9 protein-coding genes and 5 pseudogenes are annotated in these 22,841 nt (G+C 62.7%); all 14 read right to left on the bottom strand.

Translation table 11 applies throughout. From position 1 onward, the window contains the following. Positions 1-9: 9 nt before the first annotated feature. A pseudogene (locus MB901379_RS24625) lies at positions 10-4,346 on the bottom strand (SDR family NAD(P)-dependent oxidoreductase); the annotation flags it as partial. Positions 4,347-4,570: 224 nt separating this feature from the next. After that, positions 4,571-4,756 carry a ketoacyl-synthetase C-terminal extension domain-containing protein gene (locus MB901379_RS24620; protein ID WP_232021839.1) on the bottom strand — a complete coding sequence of 62 codons (186 nt, stop codon included), beginning with the start codon at positions 4,754-4,756 and terminating at the stop codon, positions 4,571-4,573. 158 nt (positions 4,757-4,914) lie between these two features. Beyond that, a pseudogene (locus tag MB901379_RS24615) lies at positions 4,915-5,259 on the bottom strand (type I polyketide synthase); the annotation flags it as partial. Continuing rightward, positions 5,205-5,596, bottom strand: a pseudogene (locus MB901379_RS25025) (beta-ketoacyl synthase N-terminal-like domain-containing protein). The pseudogenes MB901379_RS24615 and MB901379_RS25025, both read right to left, overlap by 55 nt. Positions 5,597-5,702: 106 nt before the next feature. Continuing rightward, complete coding sequence (locus MB901379_RS25315) at positions 5,703-6,200, bottom strand: acyl carrier protein (protein WP_408632379.1); 498 nt, start codon at positions 6,198-6,200, stop codon at positions 5,703-5,705. Next, a pseudogene (locus tag MB901379_RS25310) lies at positions 6,136-6,633 on the bottom strand (hypothetical protein); the annotation flags it as partial. The pseudogene MB901379_RS25310 and the gene MB901379_RS25315, both read right to left, overlap by 65 nt. Further along, positions 6,542-6,775 carry a KR domain-containing protein gene (locus MB901379_RS25305; protein ID WP_197717799.1) on the bottom strand — a complete coding sequence of 78 codons (234 nt, stop codon included), beginning with the start codon at positions 6,773-6,775 and terminating at the stop codon, positions 6,542-6,544. The pseudogene MB901379_RS25310 and the gene MB901379_RS25305, both read right to left, overlap by 92 nt. Then, positions 6,723-7,568: an SDR family NAD(P)-dependent oxidoreductase gene (locus tag MB901379_RS13225; RefSeq protein ID WP_232021838.1), complete on the bottom strand. Its 846-nt coding sequence runs from the start codon at positions 7,566-7,568 to the stop codon at positions 6,723-6,725. Before MB901379_RS13225 ends, MB901379_RS25305 begins: the two co-directional genes overlap by 53 nt. A gap of 272 nt (positions 7,569-7,840) precedes the next feature. Next, positions 7,841-8,308, bottom strand: coding sequence for a polyketide synthase dehydratase domain-containing protein (locus MB901379_RS25185; RefSeq protein ID WP_158017103.1), 468 nt, complete (start codon positions 8,306-8,308; stop codon positions 7,841-7,843). A gap of 2 nt (positions 8,309-8,310) precedes the next feature. Continuing rightward, a complete protein-coding gene (locus MB901379_RS25180; protein WP_158017102.1) occupies positions 8,311-8,694 on the bottom strand; it encodes a polyketide synthase dehydratase domain-containing protein in 384 nt (127 codons plus the stop codon). A gap of 471 nt (positions 8,695-9,165) precedes the next feature. After that, a pseudogene (locus MB901379_RS25430) lies at positions 9,166-16,554 on the bottom strand (type I polyketide synthase); the annotation flags it as partial. 481 nt (positions 16,555-17,035) lie between these two features. Beyond that, positions 17,036-17,860: a DUF2189 domain-containing protein gene (locus MB901379_RS13180; protein ID WP_158017101.1), complete on the bottom strand. Its 825-nt coding sequence runs from the start codon at positions 17,858-17,860 to the stop codon at positions 17,036-17,038. A gap of 290 nt (positions 17,861-18,150) precedes the next feature. Next, complete coding sequence (locus tag MB901379_RS25175; RefSeq protein ID WP_158017100.1) at positions 18,151-21,702, bottom strand: PE family protein; 3,552 nt, start codon at positions 21,700-21,702, stop codon at positions 18,151-18,153. A 697-nt stretch (positions 21,703-22,399) separates the two neighbouring features. After that, on the bottom strand, positions 22,400-22,825 hold the full coding sequence (locus tag MB901379_RS13170; protein WP_158019145.1) for a cellulose-binding domain-containing protein: 426 nt from the start codon (positions 22,823-22,825) through the stop codon (positions 22,400-22,402). Between the last annotated feature and the right edge of the window lie 16 nt (positions 22,826-22,841).

Raw genomic sequence — 22,841 nt, 5'->3', positions numbered from 1 at the left:
GGTCCCATCAGCACCCGCGGCAAAGGGTTTGCAGCGCCCATCGGCGGCCATCACCCGCTGCCGGGCGAACCCGACAAAGCCTGCTGGGGTGGCCATTACCGTCACTCCACCGGCTAACGCTAAATCGCACTCCCCCGAACGCAACGACTGGATCGCCCAATGCAGCGCCACCAACGACGAGGAACACGCGGTATCCACCGACACCGCAGGACCTTCCAACCCCAACACATACGCCACCCGCCCCGAGGCCACACTCAAGGCCTGGCCGGTCACCCAATACCCTTCTGCCTCCTCGGTAACCGCGTTCCCATACCCCGGCTGCCCGACGATGCCGGTGAACACCCCGGTCGATGAGCCTCGCAGAGTCATGGGGTTAATGCCGGTGTTTCTAGGGCTTCCCAGGAGCATTCCAGTAGTAGTCGTTGTTGGGGATCCATTGCTAATGCTTCTGCGGGTGTGATCCCGAAGAACCCGGCGTCGAAATCTCCGGCGTCATGTATGAATCCGCCGTAGCGGGTGTAGGTTTTGCCCACCTGGTCGGGGTCGGGGTCATAGAGGTGTTCGAGGTCCCAGCCCCGGTCGGTGGGGAACTGTGAGATTACATCGCGGCTGTTGGCCAGCATGTCCCATAGGCCCGTGGGTGAGTGGACTCCACCGGGGAATCGGCATCCCATGCCGACGATCGCTATTGGCTCGTCGATGCTGGGCTGTGTTCGTGTTGGCGTGGTGATCGGTTCGGTTAGCCCCGTTAGTTGTTGGTCGAGGTGGTCGGCTACCGCGGTTGGGGTGGGGTAGTCGAAGATTAGGGTGGGTGAAAGGGTTAGTCCGGTAGTGGTTTTGAGGCGGTTGCGTAGTTCGACTGCGGTTAGGGAGTCAAATCCTAGGTCTTGGAATGCTTGTTGGGGTGTGATGTTTTGGGGGTCGGGGTGGCCTAACACCGCGGCTATTTGTGCGCACACCAACTCCACCAACACCTGATGGCGTTCGGTAGTGGTTAGTCCATGTAGGCGCTGCGTTAGCTTCGAAATCGATTGGTTTGCAGCGTCGGTGTTTGTGATGAGGCGTCGTCGGGGGTGGTGGATCAGGTTGGTGAACAGTGGGGGTAGTTGTTGGTTGGTCACCGGGTTGGCCAGTGCGCTTCGGTCTAGCCGTGCGGCCATGACCACGGGGTGGTCGGTTAAGAGTGCGGTGTCGAAGAGTTCGACGGCTTGGTGGGCGGTCATGGCGGTGATTCCGCCGCGGTTGATTCGTGAGACCTCGTGTCCGCTTAGATGGGCGGTCATGGTGCTGGTTTGTTCCCATAGTCCCCATGCCAGTGATAGTGCGGGGAGTCCGGTTGCTCGGCGTGAGGTGGCTAGTGCGTCGAGAAAGGTGTTGGCTGCTGCGTAGTTGGCTTGTCCTGGGTTGCCGAGTATTCCGGCCATTGAGGAACACAGCACAAACAGTGATAGTGCTGAATTACGGGTTGCTTGATGCAGATTCCATGCGGCGTCGACTTTGGCGGCTAACACTGTGTTGAGGCGTTGGGGGGTCAGTGAGGTGATCACTGCGTCATCGAGAGTGCCCGCGGCATGGATCACTCCGGTCAGTGGTGGCCAGTGCTGGTCTAGCTGAGTCATCAACTGAGTTAGCGCGTCGGGGTCGGCCACGTCACAGGCCAATACCTCGACCCGGGTGGCTCCGGCCTGGTGCAGTGATGCCACCAACGCGGTTGACCCCGGTGCACTATCTCCAGAGCGGCTGACCAACACCACATGACCCACCCCGTACGTGGTGATGAGATGACGGGCTAACACCGTACCGACCATCCCGGTCCCCCCGGTGATCAAGACCGTGCCGGCTGGATCTAACGCGGTTGATGTGTTGGGTCTTTCGGTGCTTTGTACCGGGGTTAGTCGTGGGGCGTATGTGGTGTGGTTGCGGATGAGTAGTTGTGGTTCTGTGGTGTTGATTAGGTTGGCCCAGTCGGTGTTGGTGTGGTCGGTGGTGTCGGTGTCGATCAACACGATTTGGCCGGGGTGTTCGTTTTGGGCGGAGCGGATGAGGCCCCATAGTGCGGCTGCGGCGAGGTCGGTGGTGTCCTCGTCGGGTAGTCCCACTGCGTGGTGGGTCACTATTACCAGTGTGGTGGTGGGGTGGGATTGTGTTGAGTTAAGCCATTGTTGGACGGTGTTTAGTGCGGTGTGGGTGGCGTGGTAGACCGATTCCACTGGTGGTGTGGTGGTGGGTGGGTATTCCCAGATGACGATGTGGTGGTTGTCGGTGGTGGGGGTGGTGGTGTGGAAGGTGTTCCAGGACATCACCACGGGTTGTTCGGCATTGTCAGTGTTGTCAGCACTGTGGGTGGTGGTGATGGGTGTCCAGATTAGGTGTAGGAGGTCTTGAGCGGATCGGGCTGTTGGTGTGGTGGTGAGTTGTTCGGTGTTGATTGGGCGGGTGATGAGTTTGTCGACGGTGAGGACCGTTGTTCCGTTGGTGTCGCTGAGGTGTAGTGAGATCGTTTGATCGGGTTGGTTGTTTTTTGGCAGGTTCAGGTGTGCTCGGAGTTGGGATGCGCCTGTGGCGTGCAGTGTTACTCCGGTCCAGGAGAACGGTAAAAGGATGGGGCTGATACCGGCGTCGGCGTCGGCGTCGGCGTCGGCGTCGGTGGTGGTGTCGGTGGTGGTGTCGGTGGTGGTGGTGGTGGTGAGTGCTGCGGTGTGTAGTACGGCGTCGAGGAGTGCGGGGTGGATCCCGTATCCGTGGGTGTCGATGTCGGTGTTGTCGGGGATGGTGATTTCGGCGAATATTTCTTGGTCGCGTTGCCAGAGTGCGCTGAGTCCTTGAAACGCTGGCCCGTAGTGGTAGCCGTGTTGGGCTAGTTGTGGGTAGGCGTCGTTGATGTTGATGGGTCGTGCGTTGGTGGGGGGCCATACCGATAGGTCGGTATGGGTTGTTGTGGTGGGTCTTTGGGGTCCTACGGTGGCTTGGGCGTGCAGGGTCCATGGGGTTTGGGGTTGTTCGGTGCGCGAATACACCGTTACCGTGTGTTGGCTGGTTTCGTCGGCGGTGTTGATGAGTACTTGGATCTGTGTTGCGGTGTCGGGGGGAAGTACTAACGGTGTGGTGAGTATTAATTCCTCGATGACGGTGGCGCCGACTTCGTCGGCGGCGCGGATGACCAGGTCGAGGAATCCGGTGCCGGGGAAGAGCACCACTCCTGCTACGGCGTAGTCGGTGAGCCAGGGGTGGGTTGTGTGGGATAGTCGCCCGGTCAGGATGACTTCGCCGGTTTCGGGGTGGTGGATTACCGCGCCTAAGAGGGGGTGTTGGGCTGCTCGCAGGCCCAGTCCGGTCGGGTCAGACGTGGTTGTTGTGTTGGGTTGTAGCCAGTAGCGGCGTCGTTGGAAGGCGTAGGTGGGCAAGGGTATTTGGTGTCCACTGGTGAGCAGGGAGCGCCAGTTGATTTCTACCCCGCTGGTGAAGGCTTGGCTTGCTGTGGTGAGCAGTGAGGTGAGTTCGGGGTGGTTTTTGGTTAGTCCGGTGGTGATTACCGGTTGTGTTGGTGTTGATGATTGTTCTATTGCCGTGGTTAGTCCGCTTGCTGGGCCGGTCTCTAGGAAGTGTGTTACTCCGTGGTTTTGTAGGTAGTGGATGCTTTGGCTGAAGCGGACGGGTTGGCGGATGTGCTCGACCCAGTATTGGGCTGAGGCGAACTGGGGTCCGGCTGGTTGTGCGGTGATGTTGGAAATCACGGGGATTTGTGGTGGGTTGATTGTGGTGTGGGTGGCTAGGCGTTCGAATTCGTCGAGTATCGGTTCCATCAACGGGGAGTGAAACGCGTGGGAGACGGCCAGTCGTCGTGTTCGGCGTCCTTGGGTTGTCATCTGTTCTGCGATGGCGTGTACTGCTGCTTGGTGGCCGGAAATGACGATCGAGTCGGGGGCATTGATTGCCGCGATCGCTACCCCGGTTGGGAGTAAGGGCTCGATCTCTTCGGTGGTGGCGTTGATTGCGATCATGGCTCCACCGGTGGGCAGGGTCTGCATCAATCGGCCTCGGGCAGCGACTAGCATCGCGGCGTCGTTGAGTGATAACACGCCGGCGGCGTAGGCGGCGCTGAACTCCCCCACCGAATGACCCATCACGAAATCGGCGGTTAGGCCCCAGTGTTGTAACACCGTAAACAGGGCTGTTTCCACCGCGAACAGTGCTGGTTGGGAAAATTCGGTGCTATCTAACAACCCCGTATCGGTCCCCCAGAGCACTTCACGTAACGGCAACCGTAAATGCGTGTCGAGGGCCTCAGTGATCTCATCGAAGGCCTGTGTGAACACCGGCAACTGGTCATAGAGCTGCGTGCCCATGCCTAGCCATTGTGAGCCTTGGCCGGGGAAGACCATTACGGTTTTGGTGGTCGGTAGGGCTTGTCCGACGGTCAGGTTGGTGGTGGGTTGGTTGTTGGCTAGTGCGGTTAATCCGGTCAGTAGGGTGTGCTGGTCTGTGCCCAGGATTACTGCGCGGTGGTCAAAGGTTGATCGTTGGGTCAGTGTCCAGCCCACGTCGTGGGGGTGGGGTTGGGGGTTGGTGGTCAAAAGTTTACGAGTCGTTGGGCTTGGTGGGTTAGTGCTGCCGCTGATTTGGCGGATAGTACCCATGGCAGTAGCGCTGACTTGTTGGGTGTGGGTTGTTCTGTTGTGGGTGGGGTTTGGGTGGTGGTGGTGGGTTCTTCGAGGATGATGTGTGCGTTGGTGCCGCTGATTCCAAATGAGGACACGCCGGCTCGGCGTGGATGATTGTTGGTGTGCCAGGGGCGGGTTCGGTCAGTAATTGCACGTGGCCGCTTGACCAGTCCACGTGTGGGGAGGGTTGGTCGATGTGCAGGCTGGCCGGTAGCGTCGTGTGGCGCATGGCTTGGATCATTTTGATCACTCCGGCGATCCCGGCTGCGGCTTGGGTGTGGCCCATGTTGGATTTGATTGATCCCAACCACAGTGGTCGTTGGGGGTCGCGGTCTTGGCCGTAAGTCGCCAGGATTGCTTGGGCTTCAATGGGATCGCCTAACACCGTGCCGGTGCCATGAGCTTCTAACGCATCTACCTCGGCTGGGGATAACCCGGCATTGGCTAACGCGGCCCGGATCACCCGCTGCTGAGAGGGGCCGTTAGGTGCAGTCAAGCCATTGCTAGCGCCGTCTTGATTGACCGCACTACCACGCACCACCGCTAACACTTCATGACCAAGACGGTGAGCATCCGATAACCGCTCCAGCACCACCATGCCACACCCTCGGCAAGCCCTACGCCGTTAGCGGCGTCGGCGAAGGGTTTGCAGCGCCCATCGGCGGCTAGTCCGCGTTGCCGGGAAAACCCGACAAAGCCTGCTGGGGTGGCCATTACCGTCACTCCACCGGCCAACGCCATCGCATTCGCCACACGCAACGCTTGCAGGCTTCATGTAGCGCCACCAACGACGAGGAACACGCGGTATCCACCGATAGCGCAGGGCCGACGAAACCGAATACATATGCGAGCCGGCCCGATAACACACTGCCTTCAGTGCTGGTCAGCCAGTAGTTTTCTACCGATTGGTCAAAGGCTTCATAGCGGGAGTTCATCGCGCCGACAAAATTCCGGTTGGCTGCCGTGCAACGAGTGTGGGTTAATGCCGGTGTTTCTAGGCTTCCCAGGAGCATTCCAGTAGTAGTCGTGTGGGATCCATTGCTAATGCTTCTGCGGGTGTGATCCCGAGAACCCGGCGTCGAAATCGCCGGCGTCATGTATGAATCCGCCGTAGCGGGTGTAGGTTTTGCCCCACCTGGTCGGGGTCGGGGTCATAGAGGTGTTCGAGGTCCCAGCCCGGTCGGTGGGGAACTGTGAGATTACATCGCGGCTGTTGGCCAGCATGTCCCATAGGCCCGTGGGTGAGTGGACTCCACCGGGGAATCGGCATCCCATGCCGACGATCGCTATTGGCTCGTCGATGCTGGGCTGTGTTCGTGTTGGCGTGGTGATCGGTTCGGTTAGCCCCGTTAGTTGTTGGTCGAGGTGGTCGGCTACCGCGGTTGGGGTGGGGTAGTCGAAGATTAGGGTGGGTGAAAGGGTTAGTCCGGTAGTGGTTTTGAGGCGGTTGCGTAGTTCGACTGCGGTTAGGGAGTCAAATCCTAGGTCTTGGAATGCTTGTTGGGGTGTGATGTTTTGGGGGTCGGGGTGGCCTAACACCGCGGCTATTTGTGCGCACACCAACTCCACCAACACCTGATGGCGTTCGGTAGTGGTTAGTCCATGTAGGCGCTGCGTTAGCTTCGAAATCGATTGGGTTGCAGCGTCGGTGTTTGTGATGAGGCGTCGTCGGGGGTGGTGGATCAGGTTGGTGAACAGTGGGGGTAGTTGTTGGTTGGTCACCGGGTTGGCCAGTGCGCTTCGGTCTAGCCGTGCGGCCATGACCACGGGGTGGTCGGTTAGGAGTGCGGTGTCGAAGAGTTCGACGGCTTGGTGGGCGGTCATGGCGGTGATTCCGCCGCGGTTGATTCGTGAGACCTCGTGTCCGCTTAGATGGGCGGTCATGGTGCTGGTTTGTTCCCATAGTCCCCATGCCAGTGATAGTGCGGGGAGTCCGGTTGCTCGGCGTGAGGGTGGCTAGTGCGTCGAGAAAGGTGTTGGCTGCTGCGTAGTTGGCTTGTCCTGGGTGTGCCGAGTATTCCGGCCATTGAGGAACACAGCACAAACAGTGATAGTGCTGAATTACGGGTTGCTTGATGCAGATTCCATGCGGCGTCGACTTTGGCGGCTAACACTGTGTTGAGGCGTTGGGGGGGTCAGTGAGGTGATCACTGCGTCATCGAGAAGTGCCGCGGCATGGATCACTCCGGTCAGTGGTGGCCAGTGCTGGTCTAGCTGAGTCATCAACTGAGTTAGCGCGTCGGGGTCGGCCACGTCACAGGCCAATACCTCGACCCGGGTGGCTCCGGCCTGGTGCAGTGATGCCACCAACGCGGTTGACCCCGGTGCACTATCTCCAGAGCGGCTGACCAACACCACATGACCCACCCCGTACGTGGTGATGAGATGACGGGCTAACACCGTACCGACCATCCCGGTCCCCCCGGTGATCAAGACCGTGCCGGCTGGATCTAACGCGGTTGATGTGTTGGGTCTTTCGGTGCTTTGTACCGGGGTTAGTCGTGGGGCGTATGTGGTGTGGTTGCGGATGAGTAGTTGTGGTTCTGTGGTGTTGATTAGGTTGGCCCAGTCGGTGTTGGTGTGGTCGGTGGTGTCGGTGTCGATCAACACGATTTGGCCGGGGTGTTCGTTTTGGGCGGAGCGGATGAGGCCCCATAGTGCGGCTGCGGCGAGGTCGGTGGTGTCCTCGTCGGGTAGTCCCACTGCGTGGTGGGTCACTATTACCAGTGTGGTGGTGGGGTGGGATTGTGTTGAGTTAAGCCATTGTTGGACGGTGTTTAGTGCGGTGTGGGTGGCGTGGTAGACCGATTCCACTGGTGGTGTGGTGGTGGTGGGTGGGTATTCCCAGATGACGATGTGGTGGTTGTCGGTGGTGGGGGTGGTGGTGTGGAAGGTGTTCCAGGACATCACCACGGGTTGTTCGGCATTGTCAGTGTTGTCAGCACTGTGGGTGGTGGTGATGGGTGTCCAGATTAGGTGTAGGAGGTCTTGAGCGGATCGGGCTGTTGGTGTGGTGGTGAGTTGTTCGGTGTTGATTGGGCGGGTGATGAGTTTGTCGACGGTGAGGACCGTTGTTCCGTTGGTGTCGCTGAGGTGTAGTGAGATCGTTTGATCGGGTTGGTTGTTTTTTGGCAGGTTCAGGTGTGCTCGGAGTTGGGATGCGCCTGTGGCGTGCAGTGTTACTCCGGTCCAGGAGAACGGTAAAAGGATGGGGCTGATACCGGCGTCGGCGTCGGCGTCGGCGTCGGCGTCGGTGGTGGTGTCGGTGTCGGTGTCGGTGGTGGTGGTGGTGGTGGGTGGGTGGTGGTGGTGGTGGTGAGTGCTGCGGTGTGTAGTACGGCGTCGAGGAGTGCGGGGTGGATCCCGTATCCGTGGGTGTCGATGTCGGTGTTGTCGGGGATGGTGATTTCGGCGAATATTTCTTGGTCGCGTTGCCAGAGTGCGCTGAGTCCTTGAAACGCTGGCCCGTAGTGGTAGCCGTGTTGGGCTAGTTGTGGGTAGGCGTCGTTGATGTTGATGGGTCGTGCGTTGGTGGGGGGCCATACCGATAGGTCGGTATGGGTTGTTGTGGTGGGTCTTTGGGGTCCTACGGTGGCTTGGGCGTGCAGGGTCCATGGGGTTTGGGGTTGTTCGGTGCGCGAATACACCGTTACCGTGTGTTGGCTGGTTTCGTCGGCGGTGTTGATGAGTACTTGGATCTGTGTTGCGGTGTCGGGGGAAGTACTAACGGTGTGGTGAGTATTAATTCCTCGATGACGGTGGCGCCGACTTCGTCGGCGGCGCGGATGACCAGGTCGAGGAATCCGGTGCCGGGGAAGAGCACCACTCCTGCTACGGCGTGATCGGTGAGCCAGGGGTGGGTTGTGTGGGATAGTCGCCCGGTCAGGATGACTTCGCCGGTTTCGGGGTGGTGGATTACCGCGCCTAAGAGGGGGTGTTGGGCTGCTCGCAGGCCCAGTCCGGTCGGGTCAGACGTGGTTGTTGTGTTGGGTTGTAGCCAGTAGCGGCGTCGTTGGAAGGCGTAGGTGGGCAAGGGTATTTGGTGTCCACTGGTGAGCAGGGAGCGCCAGTTGATTTCTACCCCGCTGGTGAAGGCTTGGCTTGCTGTGGTGAGCAGTGAGGTGAGTTCGGGGTGGTTTTTGGTTAGTCGGTGGTGATTACCGGTTGTGTTGGTGTTGATGATTGTTCTATTGCGTGGTTAGTCCGCTTGCTGGGCCGGTCTCTAGGAATGTGTTACCCGTGGTTTGTAGGTAGTGGATGCTTTGCTGAAGCGGACGGTTGGCGGATGTGCTCGACCCAGTATTGGGCTGAGGCGAACTGGGGTCCGGCTGGTTGTGCGGTGATGTTGGAAATCACGGGGATTTGTGGTGGGTTGATTGTGGTGTGGTGGCTAGGCGTTCGAATTCGTCGAGTATCGGTTCCATCAACGGGGAGTGAAACGCGTGGAGACGGCCAGTCGTCGTGTTCGGCGTCCTTGGGTTGTCATCTGTTCTGCGATGGCGTGTACTGCTGCTTGGTGGCCGGAAATGACGATCGAGTCGGGGGCATTGATTGCCGCGATCGCTACCCCGGTTGGGAGTAAGGGCTCGATCTCTTCGGTGGTGGCGTTGATTGCGATCATGGCTCCACCGGTGGGCAGGGTCTGCATCAATCGGCCTCGGGCAGCGACTAGCATCGCGGCGTCGTTGAGTGATAACACGCCGGCGGCGTAGGCGGCGCTGAACTCCCCACGAATGACCATCACGAAATCGGCGGTTAGGCCCCAGTGTTGTAACACCGTAAACAGGGCTGTTTCCACCGCGAACGTGCTGGTTGGAAATTCGGTGCTATCTAACAACCCCGTATCGGTCCCAGAGCACTTCACGTAACGGCAACCGTAAATGCGTGTCGAGGGCCTCAGTGATCTCATCGAAGGCCTGTGTGAACACCGGCAACTGGTCATAGAGTGCGTGCCCATGCCTAGCCATTGTGAGCCTTGGCCGGGGAAGACCATTACGGTTTTGGTGGTCGGTAGGGCTTGTCCGACGGTCAGGTTGGTGGTGGGTTGGTTGTTGGCTAGTGCGGTTAATCCGGTCAGTAGGGTGTGCTGGTCTGTGCCCAGGATTACTGCGCGGTGGTCAAAGGTTGATCGTTGGGTCAGTGTCCAGCCCACGTCGTGGGGGTGGGGTTGGGGGTTGGTGGTCAAAAAGTTTACGAGTCGTTGGGCTTGGTGGGTTAGTGCTGCCGCTGATTTGGCGGATAGTACCCATGGCAGTAGCGCTGACTTGTTGGGTGTGGGTTGTTCTGTTGTGGGTGGGGTTTGGGTGGTGGTGGTGGGTTCTTCGAGGATGATGTGTGCGTTGGTGCCGCTGATTCCAAATGAGGACACGCCGGCTCGGCGTGGATGATTGTTGGTGTGCCAGGGGCGGGGTTCGGTCAGTAATTGCACGTGGCCGCTTGACCAGTCCACGTGTGGGGAGGGTTGGTCGATGTGCAGGCTGGCCGGTAGCGTCGTGTGGCGCATGGCTTGGATCATTTTGATCACTCCGGCGATCCCGGCTGCGGCTTGGGTGTGGCCCATGTTGGATTTGATTGATCCCAACCACAGTGGTCGTTGGGGGTCGCGGTCTTGGCCGTAAGTCGCCAGGATTGCTTGGGCTTCAATGGGATCGCCTAACACCGTGCCGGTGCCATGAGCTTCTAACGCATCTACCTCGGCTGGGGATAACCCGGCATTGGCTAACGCGGCCCGGATCACCCGCTGCTGAGAGGGGCCGTTAGGTGCAGTCAAGCCATTGCTAGCGCCGTCTTGATTGACCGCACTACCACGCACCACCGCTAACACTTCATGACCAAGACGGTGAGCATCCGATAACCGCTCCAGCACCACCATGCCGGCGCCTTCAGAAAAACCGGTCCCATCAGCACCCGCGGCAAAGGGTTTGCACCGCCCATCCACCGATAGCCCCCGCTGCCGGGAAAACTCGATGAGAAGGCTTGGGGTGGCCATTACCGTCACTCCACCGGCTAACGCCAAATCGCACTCCCCCGAACGCAACGACTGACACGCTTCATGTAGCGCCACCAACGACGAGGAACACGCGGTATCCACCGACACCGCAGGACCTTCCAACCCCAACACATACGCCACCCGCCCAGACACCACGCTGGACGAGGACCCAGTGAGTAGATAACCCTCCACCTCGGCATCGGGCCCACCATTGATGCCGTACTGAGAGGACATGACGCCGGCAAACACACCAGTCTGGCTGCCGTGCAACGATTGCGGATCAATCCCGGCCGATTCCAACGTCTCCCAGGAACACTCCAACAACAATCGCTGCTGCGGATCCATCGCCAACGCCTCACGCGCAGAGATCCCGAAGAACCCGGCGTCGAAATCGCCGGCGTCATATACGAACCCGCCGCCGCGGTTGTACACACAACCCACCTGGTCGGGGTCGGGGTCATAGAGGTGTTCGAGGTCCCAGCCCCGGTCGGTGGGGAACTGTGAGATTACATCGCGGCTGTTGGCCAGCATGTCCCATAGGCCCGTGGGTGAGTGGACTCCACCGGGGAATCGGCATCCCATGCCGACGATCGCAATTGGCTCATTGGTCGGATCTGGAACTGTCGGGGTAGAAACCGTGCTGATGGTCCCATCGAGACGGGTGCGCAGGTATCCGGCGAGTGCAGCCGGAGTCGGGTAGTCAAAGATCAGGGTAGAGGGCAACTTTAGACCGGTAGTCTGGGTCAAGCAGTCGCGCAGCTCGACCGCATCCAGCGACTCCAAACCGATCTCGTTGAACGCTCGCGTGGCCTTAATGGTGTCCACTGAACAATGCAACACAGCTGCGGCCTGGGCGCAGACCTCAGCCAATAACACGCGATCCCATTCGGTGTCAGACAGTTCGGCTAGACGTTGCACAAACGAGGCCGTAGGACGTTGACGCCGAGCGGGAATGCGGATCAGTCGGCTGAGTAGCGCCGGTAGCGTACCTAGGCGGGCCTGCGCGTGGAGTGCGCCAATGTCCAATCGCGCCGGCACCAAAGCTGGCTCGGGGCGTTCGCACGCCAAGTCGAATAATTCCATGCCGTCTTCGGTCGACATCATCGCCAACCCCAGCCGCTGCATGTGAGTCCGAAGGCCGACCCCGGACGGGCCGGTTATTCCTTGTGGTCCGCCCCATAGGCCCCCTGCGAGAGACGTGGCAGCCAACCCGCGTTGGCGGCGATCAGCGGCCAGGGCATCCAGGAATGCGCTTTCCGCAGCGAATCTGCCCTCACCAGGGCTGCCAAGCACGCCGGCGGCAGCGGAGCACAGCACAAATGCTGAAAGGTCGATGTCCGCGGTGAGTTCGTGCAGGTACAGGGCGCTATCGAGTTTGGGACCGACTACCTCCGCGATGCCCTCGCGGTCTAGTGCCCCGACGGTTCCGTTGGCCCACACTCCTGCGGCATGAATTACCGCGCCAATTCGATGCTTAGCTCTAATCTCCGCAATCGCCGCCGCAATCTGGTCTCGATCGGTGACATCGCAGCTGACATAGTCCACTCGGCAGCCGAATTCGGCTACTGTATTGCGCAATTCGTCAGCTTCTGCCTCGATCGCATCCTGCGGGCTGAGTAGTATCAAGTGGGTACATCCATGCCTGACTGCCAGATGCGGTCCGACAGTCGTGTGAAGCGCACTAGGCCCACCGACGATCAGCACACTGGCTTCAGGACCGAATACCTTTCCCGTGGTAAGTGGGGGACGTGCCGGCACCCGAAGGAGTCGTGGTGCGAACAACGCACCTTTGCGAGCGGCTAGCCGGGGCTCCTCGGTGAGTGACAGCGCGGCCGCCACCGTCTGCCGGCAGTGGATGATGTCATCGACGTCGAGCACCATGAACCGATTGGGATGGGCAGTGGCGGCGCTGTAGAGCAGACCGTGGGCTGCTGCGCTAGCAAGGTCGGGCACCTCGGAATCGTGGGCGGCCACGGCATTGTGGGTAACTAGCACCAGCTTGCACGGCGTCAACTCCGGCTCGCCGAGCCAGGCTCCCACGAGCTCCAAACTATCGGAGAGTGCAGCGCGGGTCTGCTGCGAAAGCTGGTCGACCCCTTCGAGTCCATCAACAGCGAATGGGGCGGCGGCGAGCACGACTTCGGGGGCCTTCGCGCCTTCGCGGATAGCCTCGGCGAGTGCGGCCGGATTGGGGTAGTGATCCACACCCTCACCGAAGACTGCGCTCAAATCCGCCTGCTGGAGGTTGTCGATCACCGCCATCCGCGGATTCACACCCGCTACGGCACCCTCAACCGGCACCCAGGACACCCGATGCAGCCAACTCAGCCGTAGCGCGTCCCCACGTCCGAGATGGCCTGCGTCGACGGATCGCAAGGTCAAGGAATTTACTCGAACCACCGGGGATCCGAACTCATCGACTGCGTTCAGGCGCAGTCCGAATTTTCCCTTGGGCAGCAGCGCAACTCGCAGCACCGAGGTACCGTTGCTGCTCAGCGATACACCGTTCCAGGCGCACGTCACCGGTACCCGACCGGGCTCCTCATCACCTAGCCAAGCTGGGAAGGGGTGCAGGGCCGCGTCGAACAACGCCGGATGCAGTACAAAGCTGGCGGCCTGGCCGAGTTGTTCACTTCCCAAAGCGATTTCGGCGAACAGCTCGTCGCCAAGTCGCCACACCGCACGCACGCCCTGGAAGGCGGGCCCGTAGCGAAACCCGGTTTCGGCGAAGCGATCGTACAGAGAGTCGATTGGGACAGGCTGTGCCTCGGCCGGCGGCCACTCTGCCGACAACCGCTGAAATTCCGCGTCATCATGATCACCGCCGGTGCCAAGCACCCCGGTGCCATGCCGAATCCACTCAGTGTCTTCGTCAACATCCGGACGAGAGTAAATACTGAATCGACACCGGCCGTGCTCGTCGGGTCCGCCCAACAGGAGTTGCGACTGCATCGCCACGCCTTCGGGTATTACCAAAGGCGCTTCCAGTACCAGTTCCTCTAGCAGATCCAAGCCGGCGTATGCGCCAGCGGCCATGGCCATCTCGACATAGACGGTGCCAGGTACCAAGACCACGTCTAGAACCACGTGATCGGCCAGCCATGGATGGGCTTGGGTCGAAAGCCGACCGCTAAACACCCATCCACGGGCGTCCCCTAGGCCCACCGCGGCACCTAGGAATGGGTGACCCACTCCTGAGAGCCCGACCGACTCCAGGCCGGTGGCACCCGCAGTCCGGACACCCAACCAATACCGTTGCCGCTGAAAGGCGTACGTAGGCAAATCGACTTGCCTCGGCTCATACGGAGTAAACACCGCTGGCCAATCCACTCTCAGACCGGCCACGTACGCATCGGTCAGTGCGGTCAGGAAACGTGGCCAATCGCCTTCATCGCGGCGCAACGAGCCCAGGACCGCCACGGACGCAGAATCCTGACCAAGGGCTTCGGCGGTTGCCCTGATCGGTACCGCCAACACCGGGTGGGGGCTCATCTCGATGAAAGTGCGGCTGCCATCCTCTATGAGCGTGCGGGTGGTGTCCGCGAATTGCACCGGTTCACGCAGGTTGCGATACCAATAGCCGGCATCGAGAACGGCGGTGTCCATTTGTGTGCCGGTGACGGTGGAGTGAAACGGTATATCCCCTACGCGAGGGGTGATCGAAGATAGTTCGGCCAGCAGCCGGTCTCTTACGCTTTCCACGTGGGCCGAGTGCGAGGCATAGTCCACCGGGATTAGCCGTGCGAAGATGTCTTCGCCTTCACAGGTGGTGACAAATTCCTGAAGCGCAGTCGCATCCCCCGAGACCACCGTTGACGTCGGGCTGTTGTGCGCGGCGACCGAAATCCGCCCCGCCCAAGGTTCTAGCCGCGCGGTGACCTGCTCGGCAGGTAATCCCACAGAGGCCATACCGCCCGCACTCCCCAACTCGGCAATAGCCTTACTGCGCAACGCCACAACCCGTGCGGCATCGGCCAAACTCAAACCACCGGCCACGTATGCCGCGGCAATCTCGCCTTGGGAATGGCCGATTACAAAGTCCGGCTGCACACCGTATGAACGCCACAGCGCCGCCAGTGACACCATCACCGCAAACAACACGGGCTGGACCACATCCACTCGGGCGAGGGACGCCTCCTCGGCGCCACCACGTAGTACCTGCTCCAATGACCAATCCACGTGCGGAGCTAGCGCTTCCGCACACGCGGTCATCTGGGCTGCAAAGACCGGCGAGCTATCCCACAAGTCGACCGCCATGTGCTCCCACTGGGCGCCCTGGCCCGGAAACACGAAGACGGTTTTGCCGTCGACGACGTGGCCATAGGCCACGGCAGTGTCGGACCGCCCGGCCGCCAAAGCAGACAACCCCGCCAACAGTTGGTCGCGATCGCTACCGACCACTCGCGCACGGAAATCGCACCAGAAACGCTTGGTGGCCAACGTAAATCCCGCATCGGCCACGGGAATATGCAAATTCGCCGCCAGGTACGCGCGTAACCTTTCTGCCTGCTCCCGTAGCGCCGCCTCGTTTGTCGCCGACAACAGGAGGGGCATCGCCAGCCCCACCGGCGTCGGCACAACCGGTGCCGAGTCAATCTGCCGACAATCCGGCGGCGGCGCCAAAATAACGTGACAATTGCTTCCGCCCATTCCGAATGAACTCACGCCGGCGCATAAAGGACCTCCAGTGGCCGGCCACCGTTCGTATTCTGTGACCACTTTGAGGCGCAATGATTCCAATGGAATTCGTGGATTTTCGGTGACGAAATTGAGGCTGGCTACCAATTCCTGCTTCTGCACACAAAGTGCGGCTTTGATAAGCCCGGCGATTCCGGCCGCGCCCTCAAGATGACCGATATTCGTTTTGATCGATCCAACACGCAATGTGTCGCCAGGCTCACGCGCACTTCCGTAAATCGCACCAAGCGCAGCCGCTTCGACCGGATCGCCCACGGGCGTACCCGATCCATGCAGCTCCACGTAGCCGATCTCGGAAGGGCTCATGCCGGCGGTCGCAAGAGCGATGCTGATGGCCTCCTCTTGGACAGCTTGGACGGGAATCGTGATTCCGCCCCACTCGCCGCCGGTGTTGACCGCACTCCCCCGAATGACGCCGTAGATCCGATCGCCTGAAGCGACCGCATCAGCAAGCGGTTTGAGAACGACAACTCCGCCACCCTCGCCGCGCACGTACCCATTGGCTCGCTCGTCGAAGACATAACAACGTCCGTCTGGCGAGAGGGCGTCGAATTTTGCGGTGCGATAGCTGCTGAACGGCGCGAGCATAAGGTTCACCCCGCCGGCTATTGCAACTTCACATTCCCGGCGTCGCAAACTCTCGCAAGCCAGGTGTACGGCTACCAGAGACGACGACTGGCCACTGTCGACGGTGAAGCTAGGTCCCGACAGGCTAAGAGCAAAAGACACGCGGTTGGCTATCATGCTGCGGCCAATGCCAGTGTGCAGATGATGGGTAATATCCTTTTCCGGAATTGCCGCCATGGCATCCGCAAAGTCGTTCGCCATTACTCCGAGGTAGACGCCCACAGGAAGAGTCGACGCCGAATCGATGACGAGGCCTGCATCCTCGATTCCTTCCCAGCACAATTCCAGGGCCAAACCCTGTTGCGGGTCCATCGATTCCGCTTCGCGCGGAGAAATTCCAAAAAACTCCGCATCGAACTCACCGCAGTCATCGATCAGGCCTGCTCGGTCGATGCCAAGCGGCCGTTGTGGTGGCACGGCGACCGTCGCGTCCATCTCATCGCGCAGCAGGGGCCATAGCCTTGACAGGTGCGGGGCCCCGGGAAGCCGACATGCCATTCCGACGATCGCGATGCCACTTGAGTCCCCGGCTGTTGTCGACTCGGCCAATGCAGCCGCAGAGTCGGCGGGGTGCTTCATCGGTGACCTCACTTAGTCGTTGCGTGGCGTGTAGTTAAGGGAATTCGCGAGGGCGGTCGTTTAGGCTCCGCTCTTCTCCGTTGCGGAGTCCTACCGGGGGTGTCATCGGACGACACGACTTCGTTGCCACCCCTCAACCAGCGCCGTCGTACGGTGACCGCACGACGCACAGGCATAAGACCTCGTTCGCGGATGCTCACCATGCATTCACGCGATGGCGGCAACGGATGCGCACGGGTCTGCGGGTAGTCCGTGGAGTTGCTGGGCAGCGTGCCAGCCGAGGCGCTTGCGGGAACGGGCGTTGGCTCTGGCGGTGACTTGACTACCATGGAATTTGCCCATTCTGGATTGTCGAAGAGGGGGCTTGGCGGATGCGTTCGCAGGGCGGAGGCGTCACGAATTCAGCTGCAAGATAACCATGATTCACATTCACGTTTGGTTGGCGACCGTCGTTTGGACAATCGTGGACAGGATCCGCGGGCTACGTGCCATTTGACCCGGTCGAGTAGCCTGGCTGGTCCGGCCGTACGACCTGGCCACCGGAAAGCTTCCGATAGGCATAGATCAATACCAACGATGCGACGGAGTCCGCCACCAAAAGGCCGACGCCGCAGGCGAACAATCCGACGACGAGCAGGGTCGGAATCGCGAGCCACACCAGCAGCGCGCTAACGAAATTCGCCGCAACCGTCGAGAAGCTCGACGCCAATCCTTTGATGGCCGACTGCGATCTGTCGATGACGAACGAGATGGTGAACTGGGTGAAGATCCCAATGAATACGCCTGGGATGACGAACATAGCCCAGCCGATCATGTTCAGAACACCGATGAGCAGCGCGGCAAGAAACACCATGCCGAAGTTCCGCGGTTTGAAGAAGGAACCAATGCTTACCGCGCGCCCGTCCGCCAAATCTAGGCATCCCGACAGGAACGCGGACTGGGCAAATGCAAACACGGACAAGAAGAGGAGATTGCCGATGAGCATGATGGCCGTTTGTTGACCACTGAGATTCGCCGTGAAGTCGAATGCATTAGCAGACCCTGTCGTTTTTGTGCCCAGGCCTTGGCCGAGTACGAGCACAGTGCCGGCGGCGCCAATCAGCACCAAATAGACGAGGTTGGGAATGAGCAGCGCGACTGCGTTTTTGATGAACGTTTTCCAGGCCCAGCCGAATGCCTCGCGCAGCTTGAACTCAGCCGTGAGCCGACTATGGTCCCGGGACGGCGGTGCGCCGCGGCCCGGCGGGTACTGGCTGCCGCCATGCGGGTTGACGGGGGTGTCCGAATACTGTGGAGGGTGACTCATTGTGTTGTCCTAGCTGGCTAGTTCGCTCTGCTATGCGTGGTCCACTTGAACGCGCACGCCATCCTGTTCAGGCCGTTGGCCCTCAGGCCGCGGTATTGCCACCGATCGGTGAATCCGCTGGAGATCGGCGTGGGCTCGTCCGTGGCGAACGAGGCAGGCAAGGTGCGGTGTTGCCGGCACAGATCGATCTTTGAGCGCATGCATGCCGGCGGCGGAGGCGCCGCTGTCCACGGTCGCGGGCGGCGAAGCGGCGATCTGTGCCGGCAACTGCTGCGGTGGCGACGGCGTCATCATGGAGTGCCGCCGCTACCGCCGATGTCGTCAGGGCGCCCTGGACCGGATCCGGTGGGAGGGGGAATACCGGGCTTGCCAGGCTGGCCAGGGCTACCGTCGGGTCCGGTCATTCCACTGGTGCTGCCTAAGCCACCAGTGCCGCCGGACCCGCCCTTGCCGGCGGTGCCGCCATGCCCGCCAGTTCCCCCGCTGGGCCCGCCGTTACCGCCGCCGCCGCCGTTACCACCTGTCCCGCCGGCCCCGCCGTCGCCCCCGGCGCCTTGGTTGCCGGCGATGCCTGTAGATCCCAACACGGCTCCACCGGCCCCGCCATTGCCGCCGGTCCCGCCGACGCCGCCACGCCCGCCGTTGCCGCCGGACCCGCCGTTGGCGCTCCCTGTGCCGTCGGATCCGTTGGTGCCGTTACCCCCGATGCCGCCGGTACCGCCGGTCCCGCCTGCGCCGCCGTTGCCCCCGTTTCCGTAGAGCGTTCCGCCGCTGCCGCCTGCGCCGCCATCGCCGCCAAGCCCGCCGGATGCACCGTCGCCGCCGTCACTACCGGGGAAGGAGATCGACGTGCCACCTAGCCCGGGGCCGCCGGCGCCGCCGTTGCCGCCGTTGCCGCCGTTGCCGGTGTTGCCGCCGTTGCCGCCGTTGCCGCCATGTCCGCCGGTCCCAAAGAACGTGGTGGGGTCGGCGTCGGCGCCGTTGCCGCCGTTGCCGCCGTTGCCCCCGCCTAAGCCGGAACTGAAAGTGTTCCCTTTCTGGCCTTCGGTGGAGCCGGTTCCGCCGTTGCCGCCGCTTCCGCCGGTGCCGATGTTGCCGCCGTTGCCGCCGTTGCCGCCGTTGCCGTTGTTGGTACCTATGACGCCCTTGGCGCCGTTGCCGCCGTCTCCGCCGATGCCCCAGCTTCCGCCGTTGCCGCCGTTGCCGCCAGTGCCTGTGGTGCCGGCGTGGCCGGTGTTGGCTAGTGCGGTCCCGCCGGCTCCGCCGTTGCCGCCGGTTCCGCCGTTGCCGCCGTTGCCTCCGTTGCCGCCGTCTTGGCCGTTGGTGCCTGCGATGGTGGCGTGGGCGCCGTTGGCGCCGTTGCCGCCGATGCCGCCGTTGCCTCCGGTGCCGCCGGCGCCGCCGGCCCCGCCGTTGCCGGCGTGTAGTCCGCCTTTGCCGCCGGTGCCGCCGTTGCCGCCGGCCCCGCCGTCACCGCCGTTGGTGCCTGATGCGCCTGAGTTGGTGGCTGATTGGCCGGCTGTTCCGGTTGCGCCGTTGCCGCCCTTGCCGCCGGTACCGCCGTTGCCTACTAGTCCGCCGTCGCCGCCGTTGCCGCCGAGGCCACCGGTGCCGCCGGCGATGGTCGCGTTGGCGCCGGTGCCGCCGTTGCCGCCGTTGCCGCCGGTGTTGGGGGTGGCGCCGGACGCGCCGTCTAGGCCCTGTCCGCCGATGACGCCACCGGCGCCGCCGAGCCCGCCGGCTCCGCCGGTGCCGGGGTTACCGCCATGCCCGCCGTCTCCGCCGGCGCCGTTGTTGATGGTCATGGCACCGGGTGCGCCGTCGCCGCCGTTACCGCCGATCCCGCCGACCCCGCCGCTGCCACCAGCGCCGCCGACACCGATCAGTTGTCCTCCGGTACCGCCGTGACCGCCTGCGCCGCCGGCCCCACCGTTTGCTCCGGCGGTGCCCGAGCCGCCTGGGGTGTTCGCCGAGACACCGGCGATACCGGCCCCGCCGGCGCCGCCGGCCCCGCCGGCGCCGCCGGCGCCGAACAGTTGGGCGTTGCCGCCGATCCCGCCGTTGCCGCCGGTTGCGCCGGTGCCGCCGGTGCCGCCGGTGCCACCGCTGCCGCCGTCGCCGTAGAGCCAGCCGCCGGTGCCGCCGTCGCCGCCGTTGGCCCCGGATCCGCTGGTGCCGTTGCTGGCGCCGCTGCCGCTACCGGTTCCCCCGGTCCCGCCGTTGGCTCCGGCGCCGCCGTGACCGCCGGCCCCGCCGGTACCTATCAGCGACCCGCCGGCCCCGCCGTTGCCGCTGACGCCACCTGAGCCGCCCGAGCCGCCGTGGCCGCCGATGCCGTCGCTGCCGATCTTGCCGGTGATGTTGGGGAAGGCTTGACCGCCGTTGCCGCCGTCGCCGCCGGCGCTGCCGTTCGCGCCGTGTCCCCCGGCCCCGCCGGTGCCGTACATCCATCCACCGGTACCGCCCTGGCCGCCGCCACCACCGTTGGCGCCGTTGCCGCCGGTACCGCCGCTCCCGGCATTGGCCCCTAGCAGACCGTCACCGCCGCCGCCGCCGTTGCCGGCACTACCAGCGGTGCCCCCGGCGCCGCCGGCCCCGCCCATGCCCCACAGCCTGGCATTGCCGCCGGCCCCACCGATACCGCCGGCGCCGCCGTGGCCGCCGGCGGCTCCCGCGCCGCTACCGCTGCCGATATTGACCGCGCCGTTGCCGCCGTTGCCGCCGGCCCCAGCGGCAGCACCAGACCCACCGGCGCCGCCATCGCCGAATAACAACCCGCCAGTGCCCCCGGCCCCACCGTTGCCGCCGGTTCCGCCGGCCCCACCCGCTGACCCTTCGAGGCCTACGGTTTGCGAGCTAAAGCCACTGCCCCCATGTCCACCGACACCGCCCTGCCCGCCGGTACCACCAACCCCCCACAACCCGGCATGCCCGCCGACTCCACCAATCCCGCCGGCTCCGCCGTCACCGCCACCAAACAGGACGCCGTTTTGGCTCAACGTGCCGGCGGCGCCGTTGCCGCCGTCGCCGCCCTGCCCGGCGGCCCCGCCATTGCCGAACAGCCCGCCATAACCTCCATCACCACCATTGCCTCCCGCTGCACCGGACGTGCCTGGGATCACTCCCGCCGTGCCAGTCCCACCGACCCCGCCGGCCCCGCCATTGCCGAACAACCATCCGCCAGACCCGCCAGCACCGCCGGCGCCTCCGGCACCGACAACCCCGCCGAATAAGGTGCCCGCCCCGCCCGCTCCGCCGGCGCCACCATCACCGAACAACCAGCCGCCGGCCCCGCCGCGACCACCGGAGGCCCCAGCCCCACCAGCGCCGCCGGCTCCGCCATTGCCGATCAGCCCAGCATCGCCACCACTTCCCCCGGCCACTCCCCGGGTGCTGCTCGCACCGCCGTTGCCGCCATTGCCGTACAGCAAACCCCCCGCACCGCCGTTTTGCCCGGGCCCACCATCGGCGCCATCACCGATCAACCCGCGCCCCCACAACGCCAGGGTCGGTGCATTGATCACCGCGAGTACGTCGTGTTCCACGCTTTGCGCTGCGGCATTGAAAGCCTCAGCAGCCGCATACGAGCTACCCGCGCCGGCCAACGCCTCCATAAACCGGCCATGAAAGACCGCCACTTGGGCACTGATGGCCTGATACTCCTGGGCCTGCGCGCCGAACAGCGCCGCGATCGCCGCCGACACTTCATCGGCACCCGCAGCCACTATCTGCACAGTCGGACCCATCGCGGCCGCATTGGCCGCACCCAGCGCCGACCCCAAAGCCGTCAACTCCGAAACCGCCGACTCCACCAACTGCGGCGACACACTCACAAACGACATCGCGACGCCTCCCCAACGCTCAAGACCAGCCAACACACACCCAGCCCGGCCGAACACCCACGGCCAGCCAGCCGCTCGAACACCGATAATCGCGCCAAAACCACCACCCCCGCATGGCCAAAACCACCACCCCCGCAGAATTAACTGTGCGAATTACACATACGGGCTGCTGCATGATGGTCGACGCGACGCGGCACCCGCGGATCGGCACAGCAGGCGTCCAGTGACGATCGGTCAGTGTGTGCGAGGTCCTCGCACGAATCGTGGCGACAGCCATGTGTCCTTGCCGGCAGCGTTGATGCTTGTCAGCACGTTTGTCGCGCCGTCATCGGCGTCTTCAAAGCCATAGGACCGGCGGGATCAACGTGGCCGCGGAGTGCGGGCAGCCTTCCCTACCGGGCAGCACCAGGTTTCTTCGGTGTGGCAGCGCATCCAGCGGCGATCCCGACTTTGGCGTCCGATATCGGGTGTGATGATCGACCGCGTCTACGCGCTTTGAGCGCCGATGTGCGGAGGTTCGTAAGGTCAGTGTCTCGACTTCGGCGTACTAGGCAGTACCGGTGCTTGGTGCTCACCTGATCCTGCCGCTCTGCCGCCCATCGCCCCGTTGTCAAGCGCAGCGACGGCAGGCAGTTGAGCAAAAACCGGATGACTCCCGGCGCTGGCGGGGTCGTCGAGCCTCGGTGTGCCGTGGCCGCTACGCGCAAAACTGCCCGTTGATCCTGCAATTCAACGGCGGTGAGTAGGTACCGGTCAGCACGCCCCGCATACCGCCGGTTGCTGAACCGCCGGGTCCGATCATGCGATTCCAATTTGCGGGGGTGATCACGTAGTGCGTGCCATACTGCGCGAAGGAACTATTCCACGTGTGCGAGATAGATTCGCCCACCGGCAAGTCGAATTCGAGCTTCCAATCAGATAGCTGCGTCAAGCTCACGTTGGTGATGGTGAAGCGAGCGATGAATCCGGTTTGCCACGTCGATGTTACGGATAGGGTCGCCGTTGCCGCGGCGGCATGGGCTAGTGGTGTGCTGGCGAGTTCGAGGATGGCAACTAGCAATGCCGACAGGGTTGCGTGAAGGGCTGTGCGCCAGTGCTTCACGCAATTGTTCGGTCTGGCCATGGCAGCAACACTAATG

This window comes from Mycobacterium basiliense (assembly GCF_900292015.1).
GTDB classification, from domain to species: Bacteria; Actinomycetota; Actinomycetes; order Mycobacteriales; family Mycobacteriaceae; genus Mycobacterium; species Mycobacterium basiliense.
The sequence above is the reverse complement of the archived record's forward strand: the minus strand, read 5'-3'. Positions and strand labels throughout refer to the sequence as shown.